This window comes from Vibrio jasicida CAIM 1864 = LMG 25398 (genome assembly GCF_000400365.1).
GTDB lineage: Bacteria > Pseudomonadota > Gammaproteobacteria > Enterobacterales > Vibrionaceae > Vibrio > Vibrio jasicida.
Map to the genome: position 1 here is coordinate 12,072 of NZ_BAOG01000055.1, position 23,333 is coordinate 35,404.

The following is a 23,333-nucleotide window of genomic DNA, read 5'->3' on the forward strand; positions in this document are numbered from 1 at the left end:
ATATATCCGAATAATAGCGCTCCTTATACTTGTTTAAAAGAGAGGAGCAGAGTGCAAATGTTTGTGAATGCTCGTCTTTATCGTCTAAAAACCGTTAAACATAGAGAGTGAATCGAGTGACAGTAACAAGATATGAGGCTTCATTTTTCAGCAATGGCAACCGACTTGCAGCGGAAATTCATCGTCCATCCGTAGTGGAAAACCCTTTACCAGCGGTTTTGATTGCTGCGCCACAGGCGGGTGTGAAAGAGCAGACGGTAAGAATCTACGCCGAGAAAATTGCTGCCAAGGGATTTGTGGTATTAACGTTTGACCATGCCAGTTTTGGCGCGAGTGAAGGTGCGCCAAGATTTCATGAGAACCCATACAATAAAGCGGAAGATTGCCGCAACGGGGTGACATATTTACGTTCCTTAGCATACGTGAACAGTGAGCAAATCCATGGGTTAGGTGTTTGTTCTGGCGGTGGGTATTTAGCTCATGCCGTTGCGACAGATCGACGCGTAAAATCACTTGCGACCGTGAGTGCTTACTTTGACCACCGAGGCTTTTATCACAACGTAATTGGTCGAGAGGGTTTGTTAGATTTACTGCTTAAAGGTAATGAAGCGAGAGAACGTTATCTGGCTACTGGGCAGATTGATTTTCTGCCTCATGCACCAACTGAAGACAGTGAGGAAATGCCACGTCTGTTCCGAGAGTTCTACCAGTACTACATGACAGAGCGCGGAGCAAAAGGCTTATACGAGAGCAAGTTTTTGCCTTGGTCTTATGAAGCGTTGGCTAACTTTTCAGCTTTGGATATTGCTGCAAACTTGACGCCGACACCACTACTGATGATTGTCGGTACAGAAGCGGATTCCGCATACGAAAGCGAGCAAATGTTTGATGCGGCTTCGCAGCCTAAACAGCTGATTCGAATTGAAGGTGCAAATCACATTGGGCTGTATGATGAAGACGAATATGTTGATCAAGCAGTCGAGCAGATCATCGAGTTTTTTAGCTAATCACACCATTAGAAGAAAAAGGGGCGAGAACATCGCCCCTTTTGCCATTAATCGATGTCACTGGAACAACCATAAAGTGACTTAATGGTATTTCGTAACCACACCAGTTTGGGATTGTACGCATTACGTTTGTGCCAAATCATGGTGAACGGGATCAGCAATTTTTCTTGTTGTGGTTGCTCTAAAGGAATGGGTAAGCACACCAAATCTGGATGCAGCTTCTTGGTGTAACTCTCACAGTACTGCGGTGCTGTGGTCAGCATATTGTGGTGTGGTTGCGCAGCCATAAATAGAGACTGTTCGAAGCTCGACATGGTTAAGCCAATGGAGCGCTGTAAGCCAAGTTCACTCAATACTTCATCCAGTGCCCACGTCTCACTCTTTTCCCAAACAATATTGATGTGTTGGTAACTCAAAAAGGTTTCAAGGTTCCATTCCTGCTCCAAAGCGGGGTGATCTTTGTGTAGGTACACCATAGGTAAATCTGAGAACAGCACTTCGAAATCAAGAAAGTAAGGAAGCAGGTCGAGTGACTCTTTTGAGCGGGGATGACTCTCTCTGCCGGTGAAGCCGATGTCTGCCTCTCCACGCACAATCGCGTCGAGTGAATCGTAATCCCAGTTACTGGTTTTGACTTTCGCATCTGGGTAGCGCTGGTGGATTGCAACAAGAAGATCATCAAGAATCGTCAGCACTAAAGGTGACTCAATGGTCAGATCAAAGCGCACGCCTTTGGGGGCTATATCGCTGCGCTTCTCTGCAATTTGGCTACCAATTTGTAGCCACTCCGCCAGATCTTGCTCCATGCTTTGTGCTAATGGAGTGGGTGCTAATCCTTTTGGTGTTTTCACAAACAGAGGATCATCAAACCAGTCACGAAGCTTATTGAGCGATTTACTTACCGTTGACGGCGTGACGTTCAATTTCTTCGATGCTTTGGAAACACTCTGCTCTTGCAGCAGCAATTGCAGAGTGAACAACAAGTTGAGATCAAGACGGGCTAGTGATTTCTTCATAGTGGCTTTCATGAGCAGGCTTAGGAATAAATAGTATTAGAGCCAAGCTGATTGCGCCACCTATAGCTAACACAAACACCAGCATATTCAGCGCATTAACGCCGATGACCCCCATAAACCAGATGTAGAGGGCAGAGCAACACACTTGAGCGATGCCCAACAGTGAGCTTGCTACACCAGCACGCAGAGAGAAAGGGCTGAGCGCTTGACTCATGGCCACGCCAAAGCCAATCGAGAAGCCAGCGCAAATCAGCCCAAATCCGAATAAGTAAAATGGGATTCCCCATTGGTTTAGATGAGCAAAACCAATCACCATCGCTGCACTGACAAGCAAGGTTTGCGAAGTCAGCATCAGAGTACGTTGCTTAAAGTAAGACAAAGCCAATGGCGCAGAGAAAGAAGTGATCATACTGACTAATGCAGTGCCTGCCATGACAGAAGAATAGCCACCACGATCAAAACCAAGTTCGCCCATCACCAGCATTGGAGAGACATTCACGTAGGTAAGAATGGTGGTCACGCCGATGGCCGTAATGATGAGTCGGCTGATGAAAAAGCGCTCCGCGAACGTTTCTTGGGTAGAAGCTGAAGTGGTGTTTTGTTGTGGCAATGCACTAGGCTTTGATTCTTTCAGCACCGAGGTCGAAAGCAAACAAACCACCACACCCATGCCTGCCATTGTGGTGAATAGGCTTGGCCAAGGGAATTTGAGCATAATGAGATGGCCGACAACGGGGGCGATGACAGGAATGATGCAGGTAATGCCGTTTAGCATCGACAGCACCTTAGCGCGGCGTTTGTCATCCAATGTGTCGCGCAAAATAGCAAAAGCAACCACATAGCAAGAGCCAGCCCCAATACCTTGGGCAAAACGTGCGATTAAAAATGTATTGGATTGTTCTGCCATTCCGCCAAGCAATGATGCTGCAATAAAAATGGCTGCACCTACCATCGCCACCGGTTTACGCCCAACGGAGTCGGCGATTTTTCCTGCAAACAGCATGGTGGTTGCCATACCAGCAAGGTAAATAGAAAACGCGATGTGTAGTTGTGATTCACTGGCGTTTAAATCCGCGGCAATTTGAGGCAACCCTACAAGATAAAGATCAATGGCGGTAGGATAGAGTAAAACAAGAGAGAAACTACAAAGCAGAAAACGAAACATGACAACCTCACTAACAGTTGATGAGGATAATAGTGTGCTAAACGTTTGCCTGCGAGTGGGAAATACGACAGCAGGTTTTTCCATTTACGACATACCCTGTATGAAATGGGTATAAAAACAGCAAGGATGATTATGATTACCATTGAAAAGTACACGCCATGCCGTCATGAGCAAACCCTTGAGCTGCAAGTCTTAGAGGATCAAGTCCAATACACAGTAGCGAACATTCCAGAGTTATTGGGAAGTCTTAAACCGACAGAGCTAGCGCATTTGATCTTATTGGATGATCGAGTGGTTGGCTTTTTTGTCTTCGATGCGGGATACAGTGAGAATTACGACTTCTGTCCGGAAAAGAGCTTAGGCGTGCGTTGGTTGTTGTTGGATCATCGTCATCAAGGTAAAGGCATTGCCAAGCGAGCCATCAGCCAGTTTGCTGATTACGCTAAATTGCGTTTTCCGAGCTTTGATTTTCTCTACTTGACGGTTAATTGCCGCAATGTACCGGCTTATCAGTGCTATTTGAAAGCAGGTTTTGAAGATACTAATGAGCTGTATCATGATGGTCCGGTTGGGCCTCAGCACATCATGCGACAAGCCTTGTAATTAGTTTTCCAGACACTAAAAAGCCGCCCAGTTCTGCACTGGGCGGCTTTCTTTTAGATGTATTGAGAAATTAGCGAACGAAGGCTTTGCGACCAGCGAACACCGCCATTGAGCCTAACTCGTCTTCAATGCGCATTAGCTGATTGTATTTTTCGACACGTTCACCGCGACATGGCGCACCTGTTTTAAGGTGACCTGTGCGAAGTGCAACGGTCATATCGGCAATAAAGCTGTCTGTGGTTTCACCCGAACGGTGAGAAACAAACGCGCCCCATGCAGCGTGATGACACATTTGAATCGCTTCAATGGTCTCGGTTAGCGAGCCAATCTGATTCAGTTTGATCAATGCTGAGTTAGCAGCATTCATGTCGATCGCTTTTTGGATGTATTTGGTGTTAGTAACCAGAAGATCATCACCAACGATTTCGATCTTACCGCCAAGCTTCTCATTCAATAGCGGCCAGTTATCCCAGTCGTCTTCAGCAAGTCCATCTTCGAGAAGAACCACAGGGAAGTCTTCTACCAACTTCTCGTAGTATTCAATCATCTCTGCAGAGGTCAGTTCACGGTTCTCTGAGCGTAGCTTGTATTTACCATTCTCATAGAACTCACTAGAGGCTGGGTCCATACAGATACCGACATCGACTCCAGGTTTTAATCCAGCTCTCTCAATGCCTTTGACAATCAACTCTAATGGTTCGCGGTTGGACTTCACAGCTGGCGCAAAGCCACCTTCATCACCGACGCCAACCGAGTGATTAGACTCCAACAGAACTTGGCGCAATGCATGATACACCTCGCTACCCCATTGCACCGCTTGTCTAAAGTTCTCAGCACCGTATGGCGCAATCATGTATTCCTGAAAATCCGGACCTTGCCAGCGAGCATGCACGCCGCCGTTGAGGATGTTCATACAAGGCACAGGTAATAGATTAGCGCCCACACCGCCAAGATACTGATACAAAGGTACGTCAGCGGTCAGTGCAGCTGCGCGAGCAACAGCAAGGGAGACACCAAGAATGCCATTCGCGCCGAGACGGGATTTGTTTTCGGTGCCATCTAACTCGATCATAATGCGGTCAATTAATGCTTGATCGCGCGAGTCCAAACCAACAATGGCTTCAAGCACTTCGGTGTTGATCAGTTGAACGGCATTGAGTACACCTTTGCCACCAAAGCGGGTGTCGTCACCATCTCGCAGTTCTACAGCTTCTCGTGAACCAGTACTGGCGCCCGAGGGCACCGATGCTCTTGCTGCAATGCCACAGCCGAGTGTGACTTCGACTTCCACAGTCGGATTTCCGCGTGAATCCAAAATTTCGCGCGCCAGAATATCCTCAATCAAGAAATCCATAGTATGTCCTCAATGATCAGTTAGGTGGGGAAATGACTTTAAGAGTGTAGACACAGATTTTTAATTACGATGACTCTTGATATCTTTGATGTTGAAGACAGTTGTTTATGTGGCTGTTTTCACATAAATTCCAGAAAGGCCATTGGTGATCAAGGAAGAGTCGTGAAGATAGAAGTCGACAATTTAGAAAGAACAGCAGTCATTGCATTGCAAGAAGAACATTTGCAAGACATGTACGCCACGTCGCCACCAGAGAGTGTGCTGCGATTAAAGAGTTGGATGGCCAACACGCGGAGCTGAAATCCATGCGCACCACTCCAGCGGCAAGAAACCAAGGAGTGGCGTCTCAATTATTGATTCATGTGATTGAGCAAGCGAAGCAAAAAGGCTTGCAGCGCTTGAGTTTAGAAACGGGCTCGATGGAATTTTTTAAACCTGCGCGCCTGTTGTATGAAAAGCATGGCTTTGTGTACTGCGAGCCGTTCGGGGATTACGAACTCGATCCGAACAGTCAATTCATGACCCTAGAACTGAGCTAGGGCCATTAATTTTTAGTTAGCTAAATCCAATCGATTTAGAAATTTAGATTCAAGTTGATGGTTGGCGACAACAGGTCTGAACGCTCGTCAGCCAATCGCTTTCTCTTCTCTTTCAGACGTTTGGCATTGTCTTTGTCTGGGTTGCCATCAAGTTGATTATCGATGACCGAGATTTCAGTATCGATCTCTTGGATGCGTTGCTGGCGTTGATATTCTTGATGACCTAACTGGTAGTTTTCAATGAATTCTTTGCTGCTGCACACGCCGTAATATTCTTTGCCTTCGATACCGACAGTGTAACCATTGTCTGGTGAGCAATACTGGATAGTGCCTTTATCAAAGCCTTCTTTCCATTTCGCTCGGTCTGGTGTCACACCCGCCTCACCACAGTCTTCGGTATAACTATTAATAACGTTTGGATCGTTGCCGTCTCGGCCATCTTGATAACCTACCTTGTACCAGTTCGCCGTCTTGCACTCATCCGGAGACATGCTGGCGCAACCAGAGAGCAAAGTGAGTAAAGCTAGGGGGATTAGCGCTCTTTTCATCAGTTACTGTCCTTTAAACAAAATCGAATTGATAACTCGAGTGTAAAATGAACACTGTTCATATCAATGGTTGAAATCATTGTATTCACAATTGTAGTGACTCATCAGTGTGAGTGATAAGTTCACTACGCTGAATGAGAGGGTGTTTGATTAATATTATTCACGGATTTTGCCTTTGTGGTATCAATTCGATAGCCTTTGCGCCAAAGTAAGTGAACAAGATGTGCATCTAAACAAGTATCGTCAGTGAGGTTAGAACATTGAGCGACCAATCAACCGTCGTCATTATTGAGGATGAATCTGCCATTGCAGAGAACCTGATTCATGTATTAGAGATGGATGGCTACCACGCAGAGTGGTTTGCAACGGCAGGAGAGGGCTTAGCCTTTTTGCAGCATAACTCTGCAGCGTTACTTGTGTTGGACGTAGGCTTACCGGATGGTAATGGTTTTGAATTGTGCAAAACCATTCGTGAGTTTTCTGATATTCCCATTATCTTTCTCACCGCAAGAAGCGATGAAATTGACCGCGTGGTAGGCTTGGAGATTGGCGCGGATGATTACGTGACTAAGCCATTTAGCCCGCGCGAAATGCTGGCGCGCATTAAACTTCGAATCAAAGCTAAAGCGCCAATGATGGAGCGCAAACCAGAGCCTGTGGCTGTTCCAGAACAACCTCATTTGAACCATGATTTAGTTGCGCAGAACTTCGACTACGGTGTTGGCGGGCAAATGCTTGGGCTGACCGCGGTGGAGTTCAAGATCCTCGATAAACTGATTTCCGTCTCTTCCAATGTATTGAGTCGAGAGCAGCTGATGGTCGCGGCAGACATGGCGCCAGAGGCTGCATACGAGCGCAATATCGATACCCACATCAAAGCCATTCGCCATAAGTTGAAGCCGTTTGAGATGTCTGAACGCATCTGTACCAAACGTGGCTTTGGTTACTTTTACTGCATTAAAGGTGAATGATGAATCGCTGGCCGAAGATCCCACTTGGACTCAGACTGTTTTTTCTCTACTTCATCTTAGTCGGGATGACGGCTTACATGGTGAGCAAAACCGTTGTCCAAGAACTTAAGCCAACCGTGCGTCAAACCACCGAAGAGACGCTGGTGGATATGGCGAACTTGCTTGCGGTATTGGCGGAAGAAGACGTTGCAAACGGAAAGTTGTCTGAGAGTCGCTTCTCCAAACTACTAGCGGCTTATGGGCAGCGAGAACCCCAAGCGCGCATTTGGGAAATTGGCAAAAAAGCGATTAACCATCGAATTTACATCACCGATAAACAAGGCATTGTGATTGCGGATTCTTGGCAGCAAGACGTAGGCAAAGACTACTCGCAATGGAACGATGTGTATCTCACGGTGCGTGGTCAATACGGCGCGCGCAGTACCATCGAAGACCCGAAAGATCCGCTCTCAACCGTTATGCACGTGGCTGCGCCCATTTACCACAAAGGCGAAATCATTGGCAGCGTGACGGTGGCAAAATCCAATCGCTCCGTACAACCCTTCATCGATCTTTCTAAACGCAATGTGCTGTTTTGGATGGTGTGGATGAGTGGTTTAGTGCTGTTGGCTGGGGCATTGTTTGCTTGGCGAATTCACTCGGCACTGAACAAGCTAGAAGACTACGCGACCAAAATGGGTGAGGGCGAAAAGGTCTCTAAGCCGACATTTCGTATCTTCTATGAGTACGGCACGCTAAGCGACGCATTAGAGAAAATGCGCAATCAGCTCGATGGTAAGCAGTATGTGGAAGAGTACGTACAGACGCTGACTCATGAGCTGAAAAGCCCATTATCAGCGATTAAAGGCGCGAGTGAAATATTGCAAATGCCGTTGCCTGAAGAAAAGGTCACGCGCTTTGCTGGCAACATTGAGCGAGAAAGCGACCGCATGCAGTCATTGATTGATAAGTTGCTCGAACTGGCTCGTCTTGAAAAGCGCCCCGAGCTAGAACAAGTCGAAGCTATTTCGCTAAAACAAATGGTCAATGAAGTGGTTGAATCGGCGGATGCGCGTTTGAGTGCTAAGTCGGTCACTGCCAAAATCCAAATTGATGACCATCTCTCCGTACTTGGTGATGCCTTCTTACTGAAACAGGCCGCTTTTAACCTGATGGACAATGCGCTGGATTTTGTTGATTCAGAGGGACGCATTGAATGGAAAGCCGAGATCACAAAAGAGAAGGTGTGCTTGTCGATTTTCAATTCAGGTCCTCACATTCCTGACTATGCGATGCCTCGTTTGACCGAGCGCTTTTATTCCCTCGCTCGGGAAAATGGCGTTAAGAGCACTGGGCTTGGGCTGAATTTTGTTGAGCAAGTGATCAAGCTGCACAAAGGTCAGTTGCAAGTCGAAAACGTCGATGCTGGTGTGAAAGTGACCTTGATTTTACCAACTCCATAGAAACTCCACATTAGCTCCATTCGTTCTCCAAATTGCTGATTTAGATTACTTCCATCAGCAAATGGAGAATGAAATATGAAAAAGATCCTCAATAACCAACTCGGTACGAAGTTCGCCTTCGTACTGTTTTTGTTTGTCTTACTGCAAATCCCGCTTTCAATGGTCACAGGGCTGATCTCAGAACGCTCATATCGCCAAGATGAAGTTAGAAACGACATCGCACGCAGCAGCAGCGGCGAACAGCGCATCATTGGTCCATTCATCATGGTTAACTACACCGAAACCAGTTACCGAGATGACAAAGTACAGATTAAAGAGCGTCGTAAATTTCTTTTACCTAGCACTTTTGATATGAGCGCGAATCTGGACAGTTTTGAAAAGTACCGAGGCATTTACCGTGCGCGTTTATACAAAGCACAAGTGGCACTGAAAGGCACTTTTGATGCAGACGATCTCGCGGCGTTACAGGGGCTTGATATTGACAACATGAGCCTAGTGGTTGGCATTGAAGACAGCCGCGGATTAATTCGTTTGGATGACATGACACTGGCGAGCGCTGACATCGAAGTCGCACCGGGAACAGGGTTAAATCCGTTACCACAAGGCTTCCACAGTGATCTGACACTTGCAGACCTAAACCCAGCACAACCTTTGGCTTTCGATCTTAACTTCTTGCTGCAAGGGATGGGGCAGCTTCAAGTCACCCCAATCGGCAGTCAAACAACAGTTGAACTCTCTTCAACTTGGGCACACCCGAGCTTTATTGGTGATTACTTACCGGTGTCATCAGAAGTCTCTGAAGATGGATTTAACGCACAATGGGCGAGCAACAACTTCTCTACCAATATCGCGCAGTTGTTCCAAAGCTGTTTGTCATCGAATCACGCTTGTCACGAGCTTGAACAGCGACAAATGGGCGTAGATTTGATTGATCCCGTGGACCACTATTTGAAATCTCACCGAGCTGTGAACTATTCACTGTTGGTTATCACATTAGTATTTGCGAGTTTCTTCTTACTGGAGCTGTTCCAAGCGCGTCCGGTTCACCCAGTGCAATACGGCTTTATTGGTCTGGCTTTAGCGCTTTTTTATCTATTGCTGATTTCGATGAGTGAACATCTGGGCTTTAACTGGGCGTATGTGGTGTCAGCAGTCGCATCGACGGGGCTTTTAAGTGTGTACGTGAGCGGTATGTTGAGCAACACCAAACACGGCGCGATATTCGGAGCGTGTTTACTTACTCTCTACGGATTACTGTTTGGCTTGCTACAAGCAGAAAGCTACGCATTGGTGATGGGGACATTACTGTGTTTCGCGATTTTGAGCTTCACTATGGTCATTACACGCAACATCGATTGGTACGCACGAAATAAGAAAGCAGAAGAAAGCGCAAAGGCGAATCATGAAGATGGTTAAACGAGCAATTCTCACTGGTCAGCCAAGCGATATAGTGGAAGAGACGTCTGCTATCCACCTGCGATTTTCTGCAAAAAATGGACTGAAAAGCTTGGTGTGTTTTATCGCATTGGTCGTTATTGCGCTCTATGTTCGAGACAGCTTTATTCGTCCGACAGTTGGTGATGTTCTCGTTGTGGTTTGGCTCTACTACTTTCTTGCAAGTATGTTCTCTATGCCCGTTAACTGGCTGGTTTCATTGGTGGTGTTGATTGCGTTTGCTGTTGAGTTAGGGCAATTGTTACAGGTTGCGGTTTGGCTTGGTATCGAATCTTCATCGCCTCTGGCTGTAATTTTGGGCGCCACATTTGATTGGAAAGATCTGCTGGCTTACTGCATCGGAGGTCTACTGTGTTGGTGGATGGAAAAGAAATGAAAACCGAGATGAAAGCCATTGCGCTACCAAACCGATTCCGCCATTCCAAACGAGGTATTCGTAAGAGGTTCAAAATCAGTTTACTCAAGCGCGTGTACCTTTGGTCACTGACCAATAGAGAACTGCTGTAAACCTCACCTCTTTATATGAAATACAAAAGGGAATCTTAAACTCATCGGCGCACAGGGTGAGTTAAGATTCCCTTTATTATTAACTGAGACGTCTAGCTGCTACTTTTAATTAGCTTTCAAATGAAAGTTTATCGCCAAACGTCTCTTTCCAGTCTTTATCGAACTGCTCAACCGCCGGTTTTACTGCTGGATGTGCGAACATTTGTGCTGCCACATCGGTTGGCAATGTAATGGCTTCGATGCCCAGTTTCATCACATCCATCGCTTGTTGAGTATTCTTGAAGCTGGCTGCCAAAATCTTCGCTGGTAGTTGGTTTTGATCGAGCAACAATTGAAGATCCGCGACCACTTCAACACCGTTGCCGTTCATCGCATCAATGCGGTTTACGTAAGGCGCTAGGTAGTCTGCACCGCACAGTGCCGCTAGGAAACCTTGTTGAGCTGAATAGATAGCGGTAGCAAGAACCTGAATTCCTTCTTTTTTCATTAGCTTAATTGCTGCTAAGCCAGTTTCTGTTGCTGGTACTTTTACCACCATATCGTAAGGCAATTCATTCAGTTGGCGCGCTTCTGCCACCATGCCTTCGACGGTTGAACTCACGACTTGAGCGTGAAAGCGAGGTGTACCGCTAAGTGCTTCTTGCATGCCTGCTAGGGTTTCATTCAGTCCCTGTTTTGACTTCGCCAAAATGCTTGGGTTTGTCGTCACGCCTTTTAGCGGTAGGCACTGGTTAAAGCGTTTTACTTCTGCCACATCAGCAGTATCTAAATAAAGTTCAATCATGGTTTCTACCTTAAACAAAATCTTCGTTTTGATGATGGGATCACTATAGATCTGACAATCGAACGAGATCTTGATTTTGATCAATTGAAATTTCATTTGAAACTATAATAATTTCATTAAATGAAAGTTAAGTGAAACTTGTAAAGGGTCAAATGAAGCTTTCAGTTCGAACAAAGAAAAGCCGCTCATAAGACTTAACCAGCAAGAAACGGATTAAGTGCACAGCGGTAGCACAGACCAAGAGGCAAGCAGAGATGTATTTCAATATCCAACGATTCTCTACCCATGATGGCGATGGCATTCGTTCCATTCTTTTTCTTAAAGGATGCAGCTTGTCTTGCCCTTGGTGTCAAAACCCAGAAAGCCGCAGCGAAAAGCATTCACTGTTGTTTGATCAGCGAAGCTGCATGGAAGATTGCCAGCTGTGCGTTTCTGCGTATCAAGCTACAACTCAAACCACGGCGGGTAGTGAAACGGTGAGCGATGGTATTCAACGCATCGACAACCAAATCATCATCAATCGCAAAGCCATCAAAGAAGACCAACTGATCGCGCTGCGAAACGTCTGCCCTACGCAAGCACTGACCGTTTGCGGTGAAGAGGCGAAATCAGACATGCTGTTCGACACCTTGATGAAGGACAAACCTTTCTACGACCAAAGCCAAGGTGGCGTGACCTTCTCCGGTGGTGAGCCACTCATGCAAGCAGATTTGGTGGCAGAGCTCGCGCAGCGTCTGCATTACAACCAAGTCTCTACCGCTATTGAATCGTGCATGCATGTGCCGTGGAAGAACGTCGAAAAAGCCGCGCCGCATATCGATTGTTGGTTGGCAGATTTAAAACACACCGATGAAGAAAAGTTTCTTAGTTGGGCGAAAGGTTCACTAAAACGCATCAAAGATAATTTCCGAAAACTGGCACCTATAGCGAAGCGCATTGTGATTCGTGTTCCCGTTGTGCCGGGGTTCAATGACACCATCGAAGAGTTGAAAGACATCATCGATTTTGCGGCTTCACTAGAAAGCTGCCAAGAACTTCACTTGCTGCCGTACCACACGCTCGGCATCAATAAATACCGTTTGCTCGATATGCCTTACGAGTGTTCTGACAAGCCATTAAACAAACCAGAACTGCTAGAAAGCGCCATGCAATACGCAAGCGAAAACACCCAACTTAACGTGATTGTAAGAGGTTAACTATGGACCTGAATTACCTTCCTGAGCGTATCAAAGCGCACAAATCGGCACTGGTAAATATCGTAACGCCACCTGTCTGTACCGAGCGTGCAGAGGCATACACTCGTGCTTATCAAGCAAACGAAGACAAACCTGTGATTGTCCAACGTGCGCTAGCACTGCAAGAGCACTTAAGCACTCGTACGATTTGGATTAAACACGATGAGTTAATCGTCGGTAACCAAGCGAGCAAAGTGCGCGCTGCGCCTATTTTCCCAGAATACACAGTGCGTTGGATTGAAGCGGAAATTGATGAGCTAGCCGACCGTCCTGGTGCCGGCTTTGCTGTTACTGAAGAAGATAAGCAAAGCATCTACAGCATCACACCGTATTGGCGTGGTAAAACAGTTCAAGACCGTTGTTATGGCTTGTTCACTGATGAGCAGCAAGAAATCTTAGCCAGCACCATCATTAAAGCCGAAGGCAACATGACTTCGGGTGACGCGCACCTTGCGGTGGATAACGAAAAAATCTTGAAGCTAGGCATGAACGGCTTGCTAGAGGATGTTCGTCAGCACCGTGCTAACAATGATGTTTCGACCTTTGAAGGCTTGAAGAAAGAGCAGTTCTACAAATCGGTCGAAATCGTACTGCTTGCGATTCAAGATCACATGGTGAACTACGCTGAATTGGCGGCAAAAATGGCGTTAGAAGAGACACGCCCGCAGCGCAAAGCTGAGTTAGAAAGCATTGCGGCAAACTGTCGTCATGTCGCGAGCCACGCACCAGAAAACTTCTGGCAAGCGCTGCAGTTGAGCTACTTCGTTCAGTTGATGCTACAAATCGAATCGAATGGTCACTCGGTTTCTTTCGGTCGTATGGACCAGTTCCTAAACGAATTTTATGTTCGTGATATCGAAAACGGCGCGATTGAAAAAGACTTTGCACTAGAGCTTTTACAAAGCTGCTGGTTGAAGCTGCTTGAAGTTAACAAGATTCGCTCTGGCGCGCACTCGAAAGCATCCGCAGGTTCTCCGCTGTACCAAAACGTGTGTATCGGCGGTCAGAAGTTGAATGAAAAGGGTGAGCCTGAAGACGCAGTGAATCCACTTTCTTGGGCGATTCTCGAATCTTGTGGTCAGTTACGTTCGACGCAACCTAACTTGAGTGTGCGCTACCACGAAGGTTTGAACCAAGAGTTCTTAATGGGTTGTATCGAAGTGATTAAGTGCGGCTTCGGCATGCCAGCTTTTAACAACGATGAGATTGTTATTCCTGAATTCATCAAGCTTGGCGTAGAGAAAGAAGACGCTTACAACTACGCATCTATCGGCTGTATCGAGACGGCGGTTCCCGGCAAATGGGGTTACCGTTGTACGGGCATGAGCTTCATTAACTTCGCTCGTATCCTGCTCGCTTCATTGAACGAAGGTGTGGATGGAACAACGGGTAAAGCCTTCTTGCCGCACGATAAGTCATTAGCAAAAGGTAACTTTGAGAACTTTGAGCAAGTGACGGCTTCTTGGGCAGAGCAAATCCGCTACTACACCCGTAAATCGATTGAGATTGATACGGTAGTCGACAGTGTGCTTGAACAGCAGGCACAAGACATATTCTGTTCAACGCTGGTGGATGACTGTTTGGCTCGCGGTAAAACCGTGAAAGAAGGTGGCGCGAAATACGATTGGGTATCTGGCTTGCAAGTCGGTATCGCAAACTTGGGTAACAGCCTAGCTGCCATCAAGCACCTTGTTTTCGATGATGCGCAAATCACCCAACCAGAGCTGGCAAAAGCATTAGCAGAAGATTTCGACGGCATGGAGAACGAGCAGCTTCGCCAACGTCTTATCAACTTTGCACCAAAATACGGTAACGATGATGACGCAGTAGACCAACTACTGGCAGACGCTTACCAAGTGTACATTGATGAGCTAGAGCAGTTCGTAAATACGCGTCATGGGCGTGGTCCAATTGGCGGAGGTTACTACGCAGGTACATCAAGCATCTCGGCAAACGTCCCATTCGGCGCCTCAACCATGGCAACGCCGGACGGTCGTAAAGCGAAAACACCACTGGCAGAAGGTGCAAGCCCGTCATCTGGCTCAGACCGTTTAGGTCCAACAGCGGTATACAACTCGGTCGGTAAGATCCAAGCGAATAAGATCCTTGGTGGCGTGCTGCTTAACCAGAAGTTAAGCCCGGCAGCGGTTGAGTCTGAAGGGGATAAGCTCAAGCTTTCTATGTTGATTCGTACCTTCTTCAACCACCACAAAGGCTGGCATGTTCAGTACAATATCGTCTCTCGTGAGACCTTGTTAGCTGCGAAGAAGAACCCTGAACAATATCGTGACCTTGTTGTGCGAGTTGCAGGCTACTCGGCCTTCTTCACTGCACTATCACCAGATGCGCAAGACGACATCATCGCTCGTACTGAACACGAACTGTAAGTGCACTAGTTTGAGAAGTTTATACGTCTTGGCAGAAGCACCTAAGCATGCCGCGCAAAACCTAAAAGCACGCGAAGCACTGAAAGTGACATACCATTAAACGCGTCAGAGCGTCACAAAGGCACCAATTGGTGCCTTTTCTGTTTGAGCTTTATCGTGTTTGGCAACATAACCATTTGATTAATGGAGTGGTTTCAATAGGGTAGGAGACAGTTTCAAAAAGAAGGGTAGAAGAACGGATGTTTTTACTCGTCGCAGTCTTCGCTGGTTTGGCAGCATTAGTTTGGTTTTTCCGAGAAGGCCAATCCATCGGTTTGCACCGCATTCTTGGTACACTTTATTTCATTGCTTACACCGTGGTGTATTTGTACGTCCCGCCATTTCTTGAAATGGGGCATCAATACATTGCTAAAACCTACGAACTCATTCCCATCGTTTGTTATTACTTCATCCTGCAACCTGATCCAGAAGAAGCCAGTGCAGAGCAAAAAGCGAAGATCTTTTTCGCATGGTGCGGCTTAATTTTTATTACCTGCTTTTTGTTGTATTTCAAAATGAATGTCTGGTGAGAAACTAAAACATTTAAGTTCAAGGAAGATAAATGAGTGCCAGTCACTACATGAAAGAGCTACGCAGCAAAGTAGGTAATCAAGTGTTAATGATTCCGGGCGTTGCTGCGGTGATCCTCAATCAAAGCAACCAGCTTCTATTGCAAAAGAAATCTGATGGCAGTTGGAGTTTACCTGCAGGCATGATTGAGCCAGCCGAATCACCTTCACAAGCTGTGATTCGAGAAGTCAGAGAAGAAACTGGACTCAAGGTTAAAGTTGAACGTGTTCTCGGTGTTTTCGGTGGAGAGGGATTTGGTTTTACTTATCCAAACGGCGACCAAGTCGAATACACCGTTGTCTTGTTAAAGTGTCTGCAAACGGGGCACTTTGAAGAACAACTAGATGACGAGACTAGCGAGCTGGCTTGGTTCTCGAAAACAGATATGCCGACACTTGCTTTGCCTTATCCTCTTGAGTGCTTATTTGCAGAAAACATCGAGCCATTGGTTTCGTAACGGATGCTCACTCAAACTAACACAGGGAAGAAAATGCAAATAGCTAAAGCCAATCTCAGCCATTTAGAAGCGTTTGAACAGTATGTTGAAAAGTGTGCTCAGGCGGGAATGGAAATGTACGTCGCCGCCCAAAGCGACAGCGAAGCGCTGCTGAAAAAACGAATTGGATACGCGAAAGGCGAAGGTTTGCCGGAAGGTTGGACGCCGTCTTCGACTTACTTTTGTATCAAGGAGGGGATGATACTTGGTTCGATTCGAGTTCGTAACGGTAATAACGACTACCTTGAAAATGTGATTGGGCACATTGGTTACGAAACCGCGCCAGATGCTCAAGGCAAAGGCATCGCCACATTTATGTTGAACTGGGTGAAAGCTGAGGTTCTTGAAGGCAGCGCAATCGTCACTTGTGACGTGAACAATATCGCATCAAGACGCGTGATCGAAAAAGCGGGTGGCGAGTTCCTCAATACATTTTATTCAGAACAAGACCAATACGAAGTGCGCCGCTATCGATTGTCGGCAGAGTAAATTCATTGAGATGAACAAACGCCCTCGTGATTGAGGGCGTTTGTTATTGGTAATGTTCCATTCTGAAGTGAGAAATTAGAACTCTTCCTCTTCAAAGCGTCCTGTGTTCTCTAGCCATAAACCATTGATGACACCAAAGGCGCAGGCGAGTAACACGCCAAGTACCCAACACATGTACCACATACTTGCCTCCTTAATAGAGCGATGAGCTGTTGCTGCGGATGTAGTTGTTATCCAAACGTCCGAACATTTTGTAGTAACACCATGCGGTGTAGCCCAGAATCACAGGTACAACGATGATGGCAACGATAGAGATAATGCCGAGCGTTTTCTCACTCGATGTCGCGTCCCATAGCGTTAAGCTGTGCGATGGGTTGATGCTTGATGGCATGATCATCGGGAACAAGGTGACGCCCGCGGTTAAGATGATGCAAGCAATCGCAATGCTCGACATAGTAAACGCCACCCCAGCACGGCGAGAGACCGTTGCCCAAAAGCACACGAGTAAGCTCGTTACCGCAGTGAATGGAATCAGCCAAAGTTGCGGCATTTCGCTGAAGTTATGCAATAAATCACCCGCGATGCTCACCACTTGTTTGTTGAGTGGGTTTGAAATGCCATCTTTAAGCATCGCGCCGATGATGATGTAACCAGATTGAGATGCCGCGAACAAACCGCCAAACATAAACAGCAACATGGTTGCACCCGCGCCCCACAGCGTGATGTTTTGTGCTCGAGTGCGTAGCTCATGTTTGGTTTTCATTTGAAGGAAAGCAGCACCTTGTGTCACCACCATGGTCAAGCTCACCAAGCCACACAGAATTGGGAATGGAGTAAGCAAGTCAAAGAACCCACCTTGATAATCGAGCATCAGCAAGTTGTTTAACTCGAACTGTACACCGACTAACAAGTTACCGAAGCCAACCCCAAAGATAATCGGTGGAATCACACCGCTGATGAACAAGGCGATATCACATGCGTTGCGCCATTGCGGATTATCGATTTTAGCTCGGTAATCCATACCAATAGGACGCAACCAAAGGGATGCGAGCACCAACAGCATGGCAATATAGAATCCGGAGAACGCTGCGGCGTATACCAAGGGCCATATCGCGAAGATGGCACCGCCTGCGGTAATTAGCCAAACTTGGTTGCCGTCCCAGTGTGGTGCGATAGCGTTAAGCATTACACGACGTTCTAGGTTCTTTTTCCCCATAACTGGGAGCAGCGCGGCCACCCCCATATCGAATCCGTCAGTGATGGTGAAACCAATCAACAGCACACCAACGATCGCCCAAGTAAATAGGCGTAGGTTTTCGTAATCAAACATAGTGCCTCCTTAGTGCTGATCAATCAGTTTGAATGTGTCGGATTGTTTGTCTTTTTCGTTGTTCTCTTCATGGTGATAGCGACCCGTTTTAAGCACGCTTGGTCCACGTTTGGCAAACTTCACCATCAAGAACATTTCTACAATCAAGAACGCTGTGTAGAGCACATAAATAAAGCCGAGCGAAATCCAAATGTCACTTGGTGCGAGGTTAGATACCGCCATATTGACGGGAAGCACCTCACCAATTGCCCATGGCTGACGTCCATATTCGGCAACGAACCAACCTGCTTCACAAGCAATGAAAGGCAATGGAATCGCCCATAGTGCCGCTCTCAATAACCAAGGGCTCGAACCCAATTTTCTACGGCAGACTTGGACGAAAGACAAACCGATAATGGCAAACATTAATACCCCACAAGCCACCATGATTCGGAAGCTCCAGAACAGAGGTGCCACTTGAGGAATCGTGTCTTGCGCCGCTTGCTTTATTTGGCTTTCAGTCGCGTCGGTGACGTTCTCGGTGTATTTCTTCAAGAGCAAACCGTAGCCGAGGTCTTTCTTCATCTCATCGAATTGAGCGATGTTTTCAGGGCTGTCGTTACCTGCGCGAAGTTCCTCTAGCATGCCGTAAGCTTGGATACCATCGCGGATACGATCTTCGTTCTGTGCCATCAGATCGCGTAAGCCCATCACTGGTTCATCCAGCGAGCGAGTTGCGATGATCCCCATTAAATATGGAATCTTAATGGCGTAGTCGGTTTCCATGGTTTCTTGGTTTGGTAAGCCAAATAGCGTGAACGAGGCGGGTGCTTCTTCGGTGTGCCATTCGGACTCAATTGCCGCCAGTTTTACCTGTTGCACGTCACCAAGCTCGTAACCCGATTCATCACCCAGCATCAATGTCGACACAATCGCAGCCATGCCAAATGCAGACGCCACCGCAAACGAACGGCGAGCGAAAGAGATATCTCGACCTTTGAGTAAGTAGTAAGCACTGATGCCCATCACAAACAGAGCACCTGTGGTGTAACCGGCAGCCACGGTATGAACAAACTTCACTTGCGTGACGGGGTTAAACACCACATCAGCAAAGTTGATCATCTCCATTCGCATGGTTTGGTAGTTGAATTCTGCGCCGACTGGGTTTTGCATCCAGCCATTCGCCATCAAAATCCACAACCCAGAGAAGTTAGAACCTAGCGCTGTCAGCCAAGTGACCGACAAGTGTTGGCGTTTTGACAATCGATCCCAACCGAAGAAGAACATGCCGACTAAGGTGGATTCGAGGAAGAAGGCAATCAAGGCTTCGATGGCAAGCGGCGCCCCGAAAATATCGCCCACATAGTGAGAGTAATACGCCCAGTTGGTACCAAATTGAAACTCCATGGTAAGACCGGTCGCGACGCCTACGGCGAAGTTAATCCCGAATAACTTACCCCAGAACTTGGTCATGTCTTTGTAGATGGTTTTTCCCGTCATGACGTACAAAGACTCCATAACCGCCAGCAAGAAAGACAAACCTATGGTCAGTGGGACGAATATAAAGTGGTAGAGTGCGGTACTAGCGAACTGAAACCGCGACAGATCAACGACATCTGCAAACATAAGGACTCCTTCCCGCTACCAGAGTAGCGGGTTAGATAAGGTTATTATTAGTCTGTTTAATTAAGCGTTAAAGCTTGAGACACTTGAGTTACGCTTTTGCTGGTGTGCGAGAGAAAGGTTTTCTCAACCAGTAATCCAAGCTTACGTAGCGCCCACCGCCGTAGAAGAACAGCACCAGCAACATCACAAAGTAGGTGGCAGCGAACTCCATACCGTTGTTGAGCATTACTGGGTCACCCAATTCGGTGATGTAGTTGTATCGACCTGGGAAGTTGGTTGCTAACCATTCAATAAAGCCGTTCAAACGTACCGTTGCTTCCATGCCGCCAGTGGCGATGGCATCCCAACCGTGTTTCCAGTGCACCATTGCGCTCGCAACACTCATCAAGAAAATCATCGGAATCGACATCACTCGGGTAAACAAACCCAATGCGATACAAATACAGCCAAGCACTTCCGTACCTGCGGCAAGAAACGCTAACAACTCGGGAAATGGTAAGTTCAAACCACCATCTGCGGTGGACGCGCCAAACCACGCGACGGTGCCAGAGAAACCCAGCACCTTAGAGCGAGCGCCAACAAAAATGACCGGAATGAGGTAGAGACGAATCGCAAGTAACGCTAAGTAATCGTATCTTTTGCATTTCTCGACGAGACCGTCGAACCAATTGAGGGCTGACTTAATCATAATTTTTCTCCTGAAGGGCGGACGCTGACGAGTCCTAGTTCACTGAAGTGTTGAGCCCACTCCATGAAACTGAATCTGGCGAGTTGCTGAGCAACCATTTGTTGTAGTTGCGCCAGAGTCAGGTTTGGTTGCTGTTGTAATAGCTGAATCAATGCGACATCCACTTCTCTGAGCTTTTGCGATATCACATGATGCTGTGAGTTCCGAAACACGCCATAAAACACAGGGTGACGCCTGTCAGTTAGGAAAGTCACGGAGTCTTGATGCAACAAGAAAGGCACTTCGAGCAGCTTTAATGTTGGGTTGAGTTGCAGCACTTGGTGTTCTTCGAATATAGGATTCGGTGAAGAAGTGAATGCCGCGACTAAGGTGTCAATTTCTACATTGAACGCCACCCATTCATATTCCAACAACGCCTTCTGATCGGCAGAGATGAAGCTGGAATCTTGATGCGCTTTCTGCTGCAAAAACTGAACAAACTCGGTGGCAATATGATGAAACTCAGGCTCGGATGCACCATGCATCACCACAAAGTCATCCACCATGCGCTCAAGTTGTTCATCAGCGAACTGCGAAGAAAATAGAGGGAACGTATTCGCAACGACACCCAAGATGTTGTCGCGGATAAATTCGCTATATCGACACAGCGCATGCTGATTCATAGGTGTGCGAATCAGAGCCGTTAGGGACTCGGTTTGCGCGCGCATTTTGCTCGGAGGATTAAGCATTGAGCACCTCCTTACATAAAACTTCGAGGGTTTGGCTGAAATCCAAGATCTCGCCATGAATGCTGCGAAGCTCTTCAGCCAGAACAAGCAGCGACGGCACATTGTGGTCGCGCTCAAGAAGCAAAGGCTTACTGCCATGCACCGAGTAGGTGTAACGAGCCAGATCAATCACTTCATCAGGCACTGGTTTACCATGGGTATCGAGCAAGAAGTCGTCACGCTCTTTCAAGTGACCCGCAATGTGGTAATAGCGAATCGCATCGCTTGGTAAAGTGCTCAGCATGTCGTAAGGGCAGAAATGATGATTTCGGCTGTTGACGAACACATTGTTGATGTCGATAAGCAGCTCACATCCACTGCGGTCACTCACTTCAGCGATAAACTCGCCCTCTGGCATTTCATGTCCGTAATCGTGGTAGTAAGAGATATTCTCTAACGCCAATGGACGCTGAATAATGTCTTGCACGCGTTGAATGCGTTCGACCAAATACGGAATGTTCTCTTTATGTCGAGGGAGCGGAAGCAGTTCATACAAATAGCCCTGATTGTCTCTAGAGAAACTCAGATGTTCGCTATAGATGTCGATATTAAATTCATCGAGAAAGCGTGCGACGTCTCGTACAAAAGACTCGTTTAACGGTTGGCAATCACCAATCGATAAGCTCAAGCCATGAGCGACAAGCGGATAATATTGAGCAATGTCTTGCAGTTGTTCACGTTTCAAGCCGCCAATATTCATCCAGTTTTCCGGTGCCAATTCGAGGAAATCGATATCTGGGTGCTCGGGCAACTGACACAGCAAATCAACGTGTTCGCTGCGCAGCCCAATCCCTTTTGATGTAACGGTTATTGTCCGCATACCCCACCTGTGATTTTGCTTTTGGTTAATTTGATGGTTTCAGCCGAAGGGTTGATGCCTTCACCTGTCACACCACATTTACCGTCTCGGGCGCGTACCAAACGGCCTTGCGGATCATCTTTTAACTCTTGTTTCTCGAAGCGTTTCTCCGTACCACATTTACCAGCGGCACACTTACCGCCATGTTGAGAGCTGGATTGAGCTTCAACAGGAGCCTCGGTTGGTGCATCGGCAAACGCCATACCTGAGTTCAAAGTAATGACAGACGTCATCGCGATAGATAGAGCGAGTTTATTGTTCATGAGACATCTCCTTCGCTGCGCTCATTGGGTAGCTAGATAAGTCGTGACCAGCGATAACTTGACCGTGGTAGTACTCTTTGACGATCTTGATGGAAGCGGGTTTGAGTTTTAGACCTAAGCCCATCCAGTGGTTAAGCACCAAGAGTTTTGGATTTACTTCTGCGGCGATCTTGCCGACAACCGATGGCTTAGCGTGCATAAATGACGAGACTTCGTCTGCTTCTTCGTGAATTGCCAATGGCATCAATAAAATGTCGGCACCTTTAGCGAAGTCGATGAAGTCAGGGTTACTGCCGTTTTGGTCGGCGGAAATCACCATTACGCCTTCGGCACTTTCGATTCGGAAAGCGAGACAAGGTACGTCACCGTGTGGGATGCCGAGAGCGTAAATGGTTAACCCATCTTGCTCGTACACCTTGGTGCCTTGGGAAGTTTTGTATGGCACATCAGTAATGGTGACTGGGAACAAGCCATCGCTGCCATCAAACAAACCGTTCAGATATGCGTACGCGCCTTCATCACCGTCGAAAAGCGCTTTCATGTAACCGGTTAAGCTAGGAAATGCAGAGCCTGCTTCTGGGCCCGCGATATCGAGGGGATCTTGACGGTCAAAGAAGTAACCACCTTTTAATAAGGCAGGAACGTCAGCGACGTGGTCAGTGTGAAAGTGGCTTAAACCAAGGAAGTCTAAGTCTTCCAGTTTGCCGCCCGCTTGACCAAAACGCAGATAAACACCGCCACCGGCATCGATCATCACGCGTGATTTTCCTTTCCACCAAACCAGTTCACCAGACGATGCACGAAGGTCATCAGAGATTGGTCCGCCGGAGCCGAGTAGCTGCAAAGTAAAATCTTTTTCGAGCGGTTCGACAGTTAATGCGTAACAGTTAGCTGCACCTAAGGATAACCCTAGAGCCAGCACTAACGCTTTTAAAGGCTGTTTCATATTGAATACCTATGAGTTTGATTTTTCTTATTTATTTTCTTTGGGTGAGCATCCAAAGAAGTGTTGAAGAGGCAGGAAAAACGATTTGTTTTTGATGTCCGTCAAAGCACGGGAATAAGATATCCAATATGAATGGTTAATTATATCTAGTAATTTTAAAGTTTCGTTCAGGTAAATTGAACGTTATTGGTTTGAGCTGAACAAGCATCAGAATGTAAAAAGGCACCGCGAAGGGTGCCTTTTGTTTATGTTTTGCAAGAACAATCAG

At 47.0% G+C, this 23,333-nt stretch carries 25 protein-coding genes and 1 pseudogene; 13 read left to right on the plus strand and 13 right to left on the minus strand.

The genetic code is table 11. The features are described from left to right. Positions 1-116 precede the first annotated feature (116 nt). Complete coding sequence (locus VJL_RS16340; RefSeq protein ID WP_038879492.1) at positions 117-1,007, plus strand: alpha/beta hydrolase; 891 nt, start codon at positions 117-119, stop codon at positions 1,005-1,007. A 47-nt stretch (positions 1,008-1,054) separates the two neighbouring features. Here the strand turns inward: VJL_RS16340 and yidZ are convergent, their stop codons facing one another. Together yidZ and VJL_RS16350 are read right to left on the minus strand one after the other, a co-directional pair. Then, the gene (yidZ, locus tag VJL_RS16345; protein ID WP_038869058.1) at positions 1,055-2,023 is read right to left on the minus strand and encodes an HTH-type transcriptional regulator YidZ; all 969 of its coding nucleotides are present in this window, start codon (positions 2,021-2,023) and stop codon (positions 1,055-1,057) included. Continuing rightward, a complete protein-coding gene (locus VJL_RS16350; RefSeq protein ID WP_038879495.1) occupies positions 1,998-3,188 on the minus strand; it encodes an MFS transporter in 1,191 nt (396 codons plus the stop codon). The genes yidZ and VJL_RS16350 overlap by 26 nt, the downstream gene beginning before the upstream one ends. A gap of 132 nt (positions 3,189-3,320) precedes the next feature. Between VJL_RS16350 and VJL_RS16355 the strand changes: the two genes are divergently transcribed. Then, a complete protein-coding gene (locus tag VJL_RS16355; protein ID WP_038879498.1) occupies positions 3,321-3,791 on the plus strand; it encodes a GNAT family N-acetyltransferase in 471 nt (156 codons plus the stop codon). A 70-nt stretch (positions 3,792-3,861) separates the two neighbouring features. Here VJL_RS16355 and eno read toward each other — a convergent pair whose 3' ends face one another. Further along, complete coding sequence (gene eno / locus VJL_RS16360; RefSeq protein WP_038879500.1) at positions 3,862-5,145, minus strand: phosphopyruvate hydratase; 1,284 nt, start codon at positions 5,143-5,145, stop codon at positions 3,862-3,864. 162 nt (positions 5,146-5,307) lie between these two features. On the opposite strand from eno, the pseudogene VJL_RS16365 reads away from it, so the two are divergent. Next, a pseudogene (locus tag VJL_RS16365) lies at positions 5,308-5,684 on the plus strand (GNAT family N-acetyltransferase). A gap of 35 nt (positions 5,685-5,719) precedes the next feature. Here VJL_RS16365 and VJL_RS16370 read toward each other — a convergent pair. Beyond that, positions 5,720-6,232, minus strand: coding sequence for a DUF2799 domain-containing protein (locus VJL_RS16370; protein WP_009706451.1), 513 nt, complete (start codon positions 6,230-6,232; stop codon positions 5,720-5,722). A gap of 260 nt (positions 6,233-6,492) precedes the next feature. Here VJL_RS16370 and VJL_RS16375 point away from each other — a divergent pair, with 260 nt between their 5' ends. From VJL_RS16375 to VJL_RS30215, 5 genes are all read left to right on the plus strand, one after another. Continuing rightward, positions 6,493-7,203 carry a response regulator gene (locus VJL_RS16375; RefSeq protein WP_038879502.1) on the plus strand — a complete coding sequence of 237 codons (711 nt, stop codon included), beginning with the start codon at positions 6,493-6,495 and terminating at the stop codon, positions 7,201-7,203. Continuing rightward, positions 7,203-8,645: a two-component system sensor histidine kinase CreC gene (gene creC, locus VJL_RS16380; protein WP_038879505.1), complete on the plus strand. Its 1,443-nt coding sequence runs from the start codon at positions 7,203-7,205 to the stop codon at positions 8,643-8,645. Before VJL_RS16375 ends, creC begins: the two co-directional genes overlap by 1 nt. A gap of 75 nt (positions 8,646-8,720) precedes the next feature. After that, positions 8,721-10,061: a cell envelope integrity protein CreD gene (creD, locus tag VJL_RS16385; RefSeq protein WP_038879507.1), complete on the plus strand. Its 1,341-nt coding sequence runs from the start codon at positions 8,721-8,723 to the stop codon at positions 10,059-10,061. Next, positions 10,048-10,476, plus strand: coding sequence for a ribosomal maturation YjgA family protein (locus tag VJL_RS16390; RefSeq protein WP_038879510.1), 429 nt, complete (start codon positions 10,048-10,050; stop codon positions 10,474-10,476). Before creD ends, VJL_RS16390 begins: the two co-directional genes overlap by 14 nt. Then, the gene (locus VJL_RS30215) at positions 10,473-10,607 is read left to right on the plus strand and encodes a hypothetical protein (RefSeq protein WP_258644613.1); all 135 of its coding nucleotides are present in this window, start codon (positions 10,473-10,475) and stop codon (positions 10,605-10,607) included. Before VJL_RS16390 ends, VJL_RS30215 begins: the two co-directional genes overlap by 4 nt. A gap of 109 nt (positions 10,608-10,716) precedes the next feature. On the opposite strand, the gene VJL_RS16395 is transcribed toward VJL_RS30215, so the two are convergent. Continuing rightward, entirely contained in the window at positions 10,717-11,391 is a 675-nt protein-coding gene (locus VJL_RS16395) for a fructose-6-phosphate aldolase (protein ID WP_038879638.1), read from the minus strand. Between the two features lie 254 nt (positions 11,392-11,645). On the opposite strand from VJL_RS16395, the gene VJL_RS16400 reads away from it, so the two are divergent. The 5 genes from VJL_RS16400 (at position 11,646) to VJL_RS16420 (ending at position 16,607) form a co-directional block, all read left to right on the plus strand. Continuing rightward, complete coding sequence (locus VJL_RS16400) at positions 11,646-12,587, plus strand: glycyl-radical enzyme activating protein (protein WP_038879513.1); 942 nt, start codon at positions 11,646-11,648, stop codon at positions 12,585-12,587. Positions 12,588-12,589: 2 nt separating this feature from the next. After that, positions 12,590-15,013 carry a formate C-acetyltransferase/glycerol dehydratase family glycyl radical enzyme gene (locus VJL_RS16405; protein WP_038879516.1) on the plus strand — a complete coding sequence of 808 codons (2,424 nt, stop codon included), beginning with the start codon at positions 12,590-12,592 and terminating at the stop codon, positions 15,011-15,013. 239 nt (positions 15,014-15,252) lie between these two features. Further along, complete coding sequence (locus VJL_RS16410) at positions 15,253-15,582, plus strand: hypothetical protein (RefSeq protein WP_005436267.1); 330 nt, start codon at positions 15,253-15,255, stop codon at positions 15,580-15,582. Positions 15,583-15,614: 32 nt separating this feature from the next. Then, entirely contained in the window at positions 15,615-16,079 is a 465-nt protein-coding gene (locus VJL_RS16415) for an NUDIX hydrolase (RefSeq protein ID WP_038879519.1), read from the plus strand. A 33-nt stretch (positions 16,080-16,112) separates the two neighbouring features. Next, positions 16,113-16,607 carry a GNAT family N-acetyltransferase gene (locus tag VJL_RS16420; protein WP_038879521.1) on the plus strand — a complete coding sequence of 165 codons (495 nt, stop codon included), beginning with the start codon at positions 16,113-16,115 and terminating at the stop codon, positions 16,605-16,607. Between the two features lie 75 nt (positions 16,608-16,682). Here VJL_RS16420 and cydX read toward each other — a convergent pair whose 3' ends face one another. From cydX to VJL_RS16455, 8 genes are all read right to left on the minus strand, one after another. Further along, positions 16,683-16,790 (minus strand): cytochrome bd-I oxidase subunit CydX, encoded by a 108-nt coding sequence (gene cydX, locus VJL_RS27985; RefSeq protein ID WP_010453186.1) that lies wholly within the window; start codon positions 16,788-16,790, stop codon positions 16,683-16,685. Between the two features lie 10 nt (positions 16,791-16,800). After that, entirely contained in the window at positions 16,801-17,937 is a 1,137-nt protein-coding gene (cydB, locus tag VJL_RS16425; RefSeq protein ID WP_038879524.1) for a cytochrome d ubiquinol oxidase subunit II, read from the minus strand. A 9-nt stretch (positions 17,938-17,946) separates the two neighbouring features. Next, positions 17,947-19,542, minus strand: coding sequence for a cytochrome ubiquinol oxidase subunit I (locus VJL_RS16430; RefSeq protein ID WP_038879527.1), 1,596 nt, complete (start codon positions 19,540-19,542; stop codon positions 17,947-17,949). 88 nt (positions 19,543-19,630) lie between these two features. Then, complete coding sequence (locus VJL_RS16435) at positions 19,631-20,230, minus strand: HvfX family Cu-binding RiPP maturation protein (RefSeq protein ID WP_005429408.1); 600 nt, start codon at positions 20,228-20,230, stop codon at positions 19,631-19,633. Continuing rightward, on the minus strand, positions 20,227-20,958 hold the full coding sequence (locus VJL_RS16440; RefSeq protein ID WP_038879530.1) for an HvfC/BufC family peptide modification chaperone: 732 nt from the start codon (positions 20,956-20,958) through the stop codon (positions 20,227-20,229). The genes VJL_RS16435 and VJL_RS16440 overlap by 4 nt, the downstream gene beginning before the upstream one ends. Next, positions 20,951-21,817, minus strand: a complete 867-nt coding sequence (locus VJL_RS16445) for an MbnB/TglH/ChrH family RiPP precursor modification enzyme (RefSeq protein WP_038879533.1) — start codon at positions 21,815-21,817, stop codon at positions 20,951-20,953. Before VJL_RS16445 ends, VJL_RS16440 begins: the two co-directional genes overlap by 8 nt. Next, a complete protein-coding gene (locus VJL_RS16450) occupies positions 21,805-22,119 on the minus strand; it encodes a hypothetical protein (RefSeq protein WP_005436274.1) in 315 nt (104 codons plus the stop codon). The genes VJL_RS16445 and VJL_RS16450 overlap by 13 nt, the downstream gene beginning before the upstream one ends. Beyond that, positions 22,109-23,065 (minus strand): MBL fold metallo-hydrolase, encoded by a 957-nt coding sequence (locus VJL_RS16455; protein ID WP_038879534.1) that lies wholly within the window; start codon positions 23,063-23,065, stop codon positions 22,109-22,111. Before VJL_RS16455 ends, VJL_RS16450 begins: the two co-directional genes overlap by 11 nt. Between the last annotated feature and the right edge of the window lie 268 nt (positions 23,066-23,333).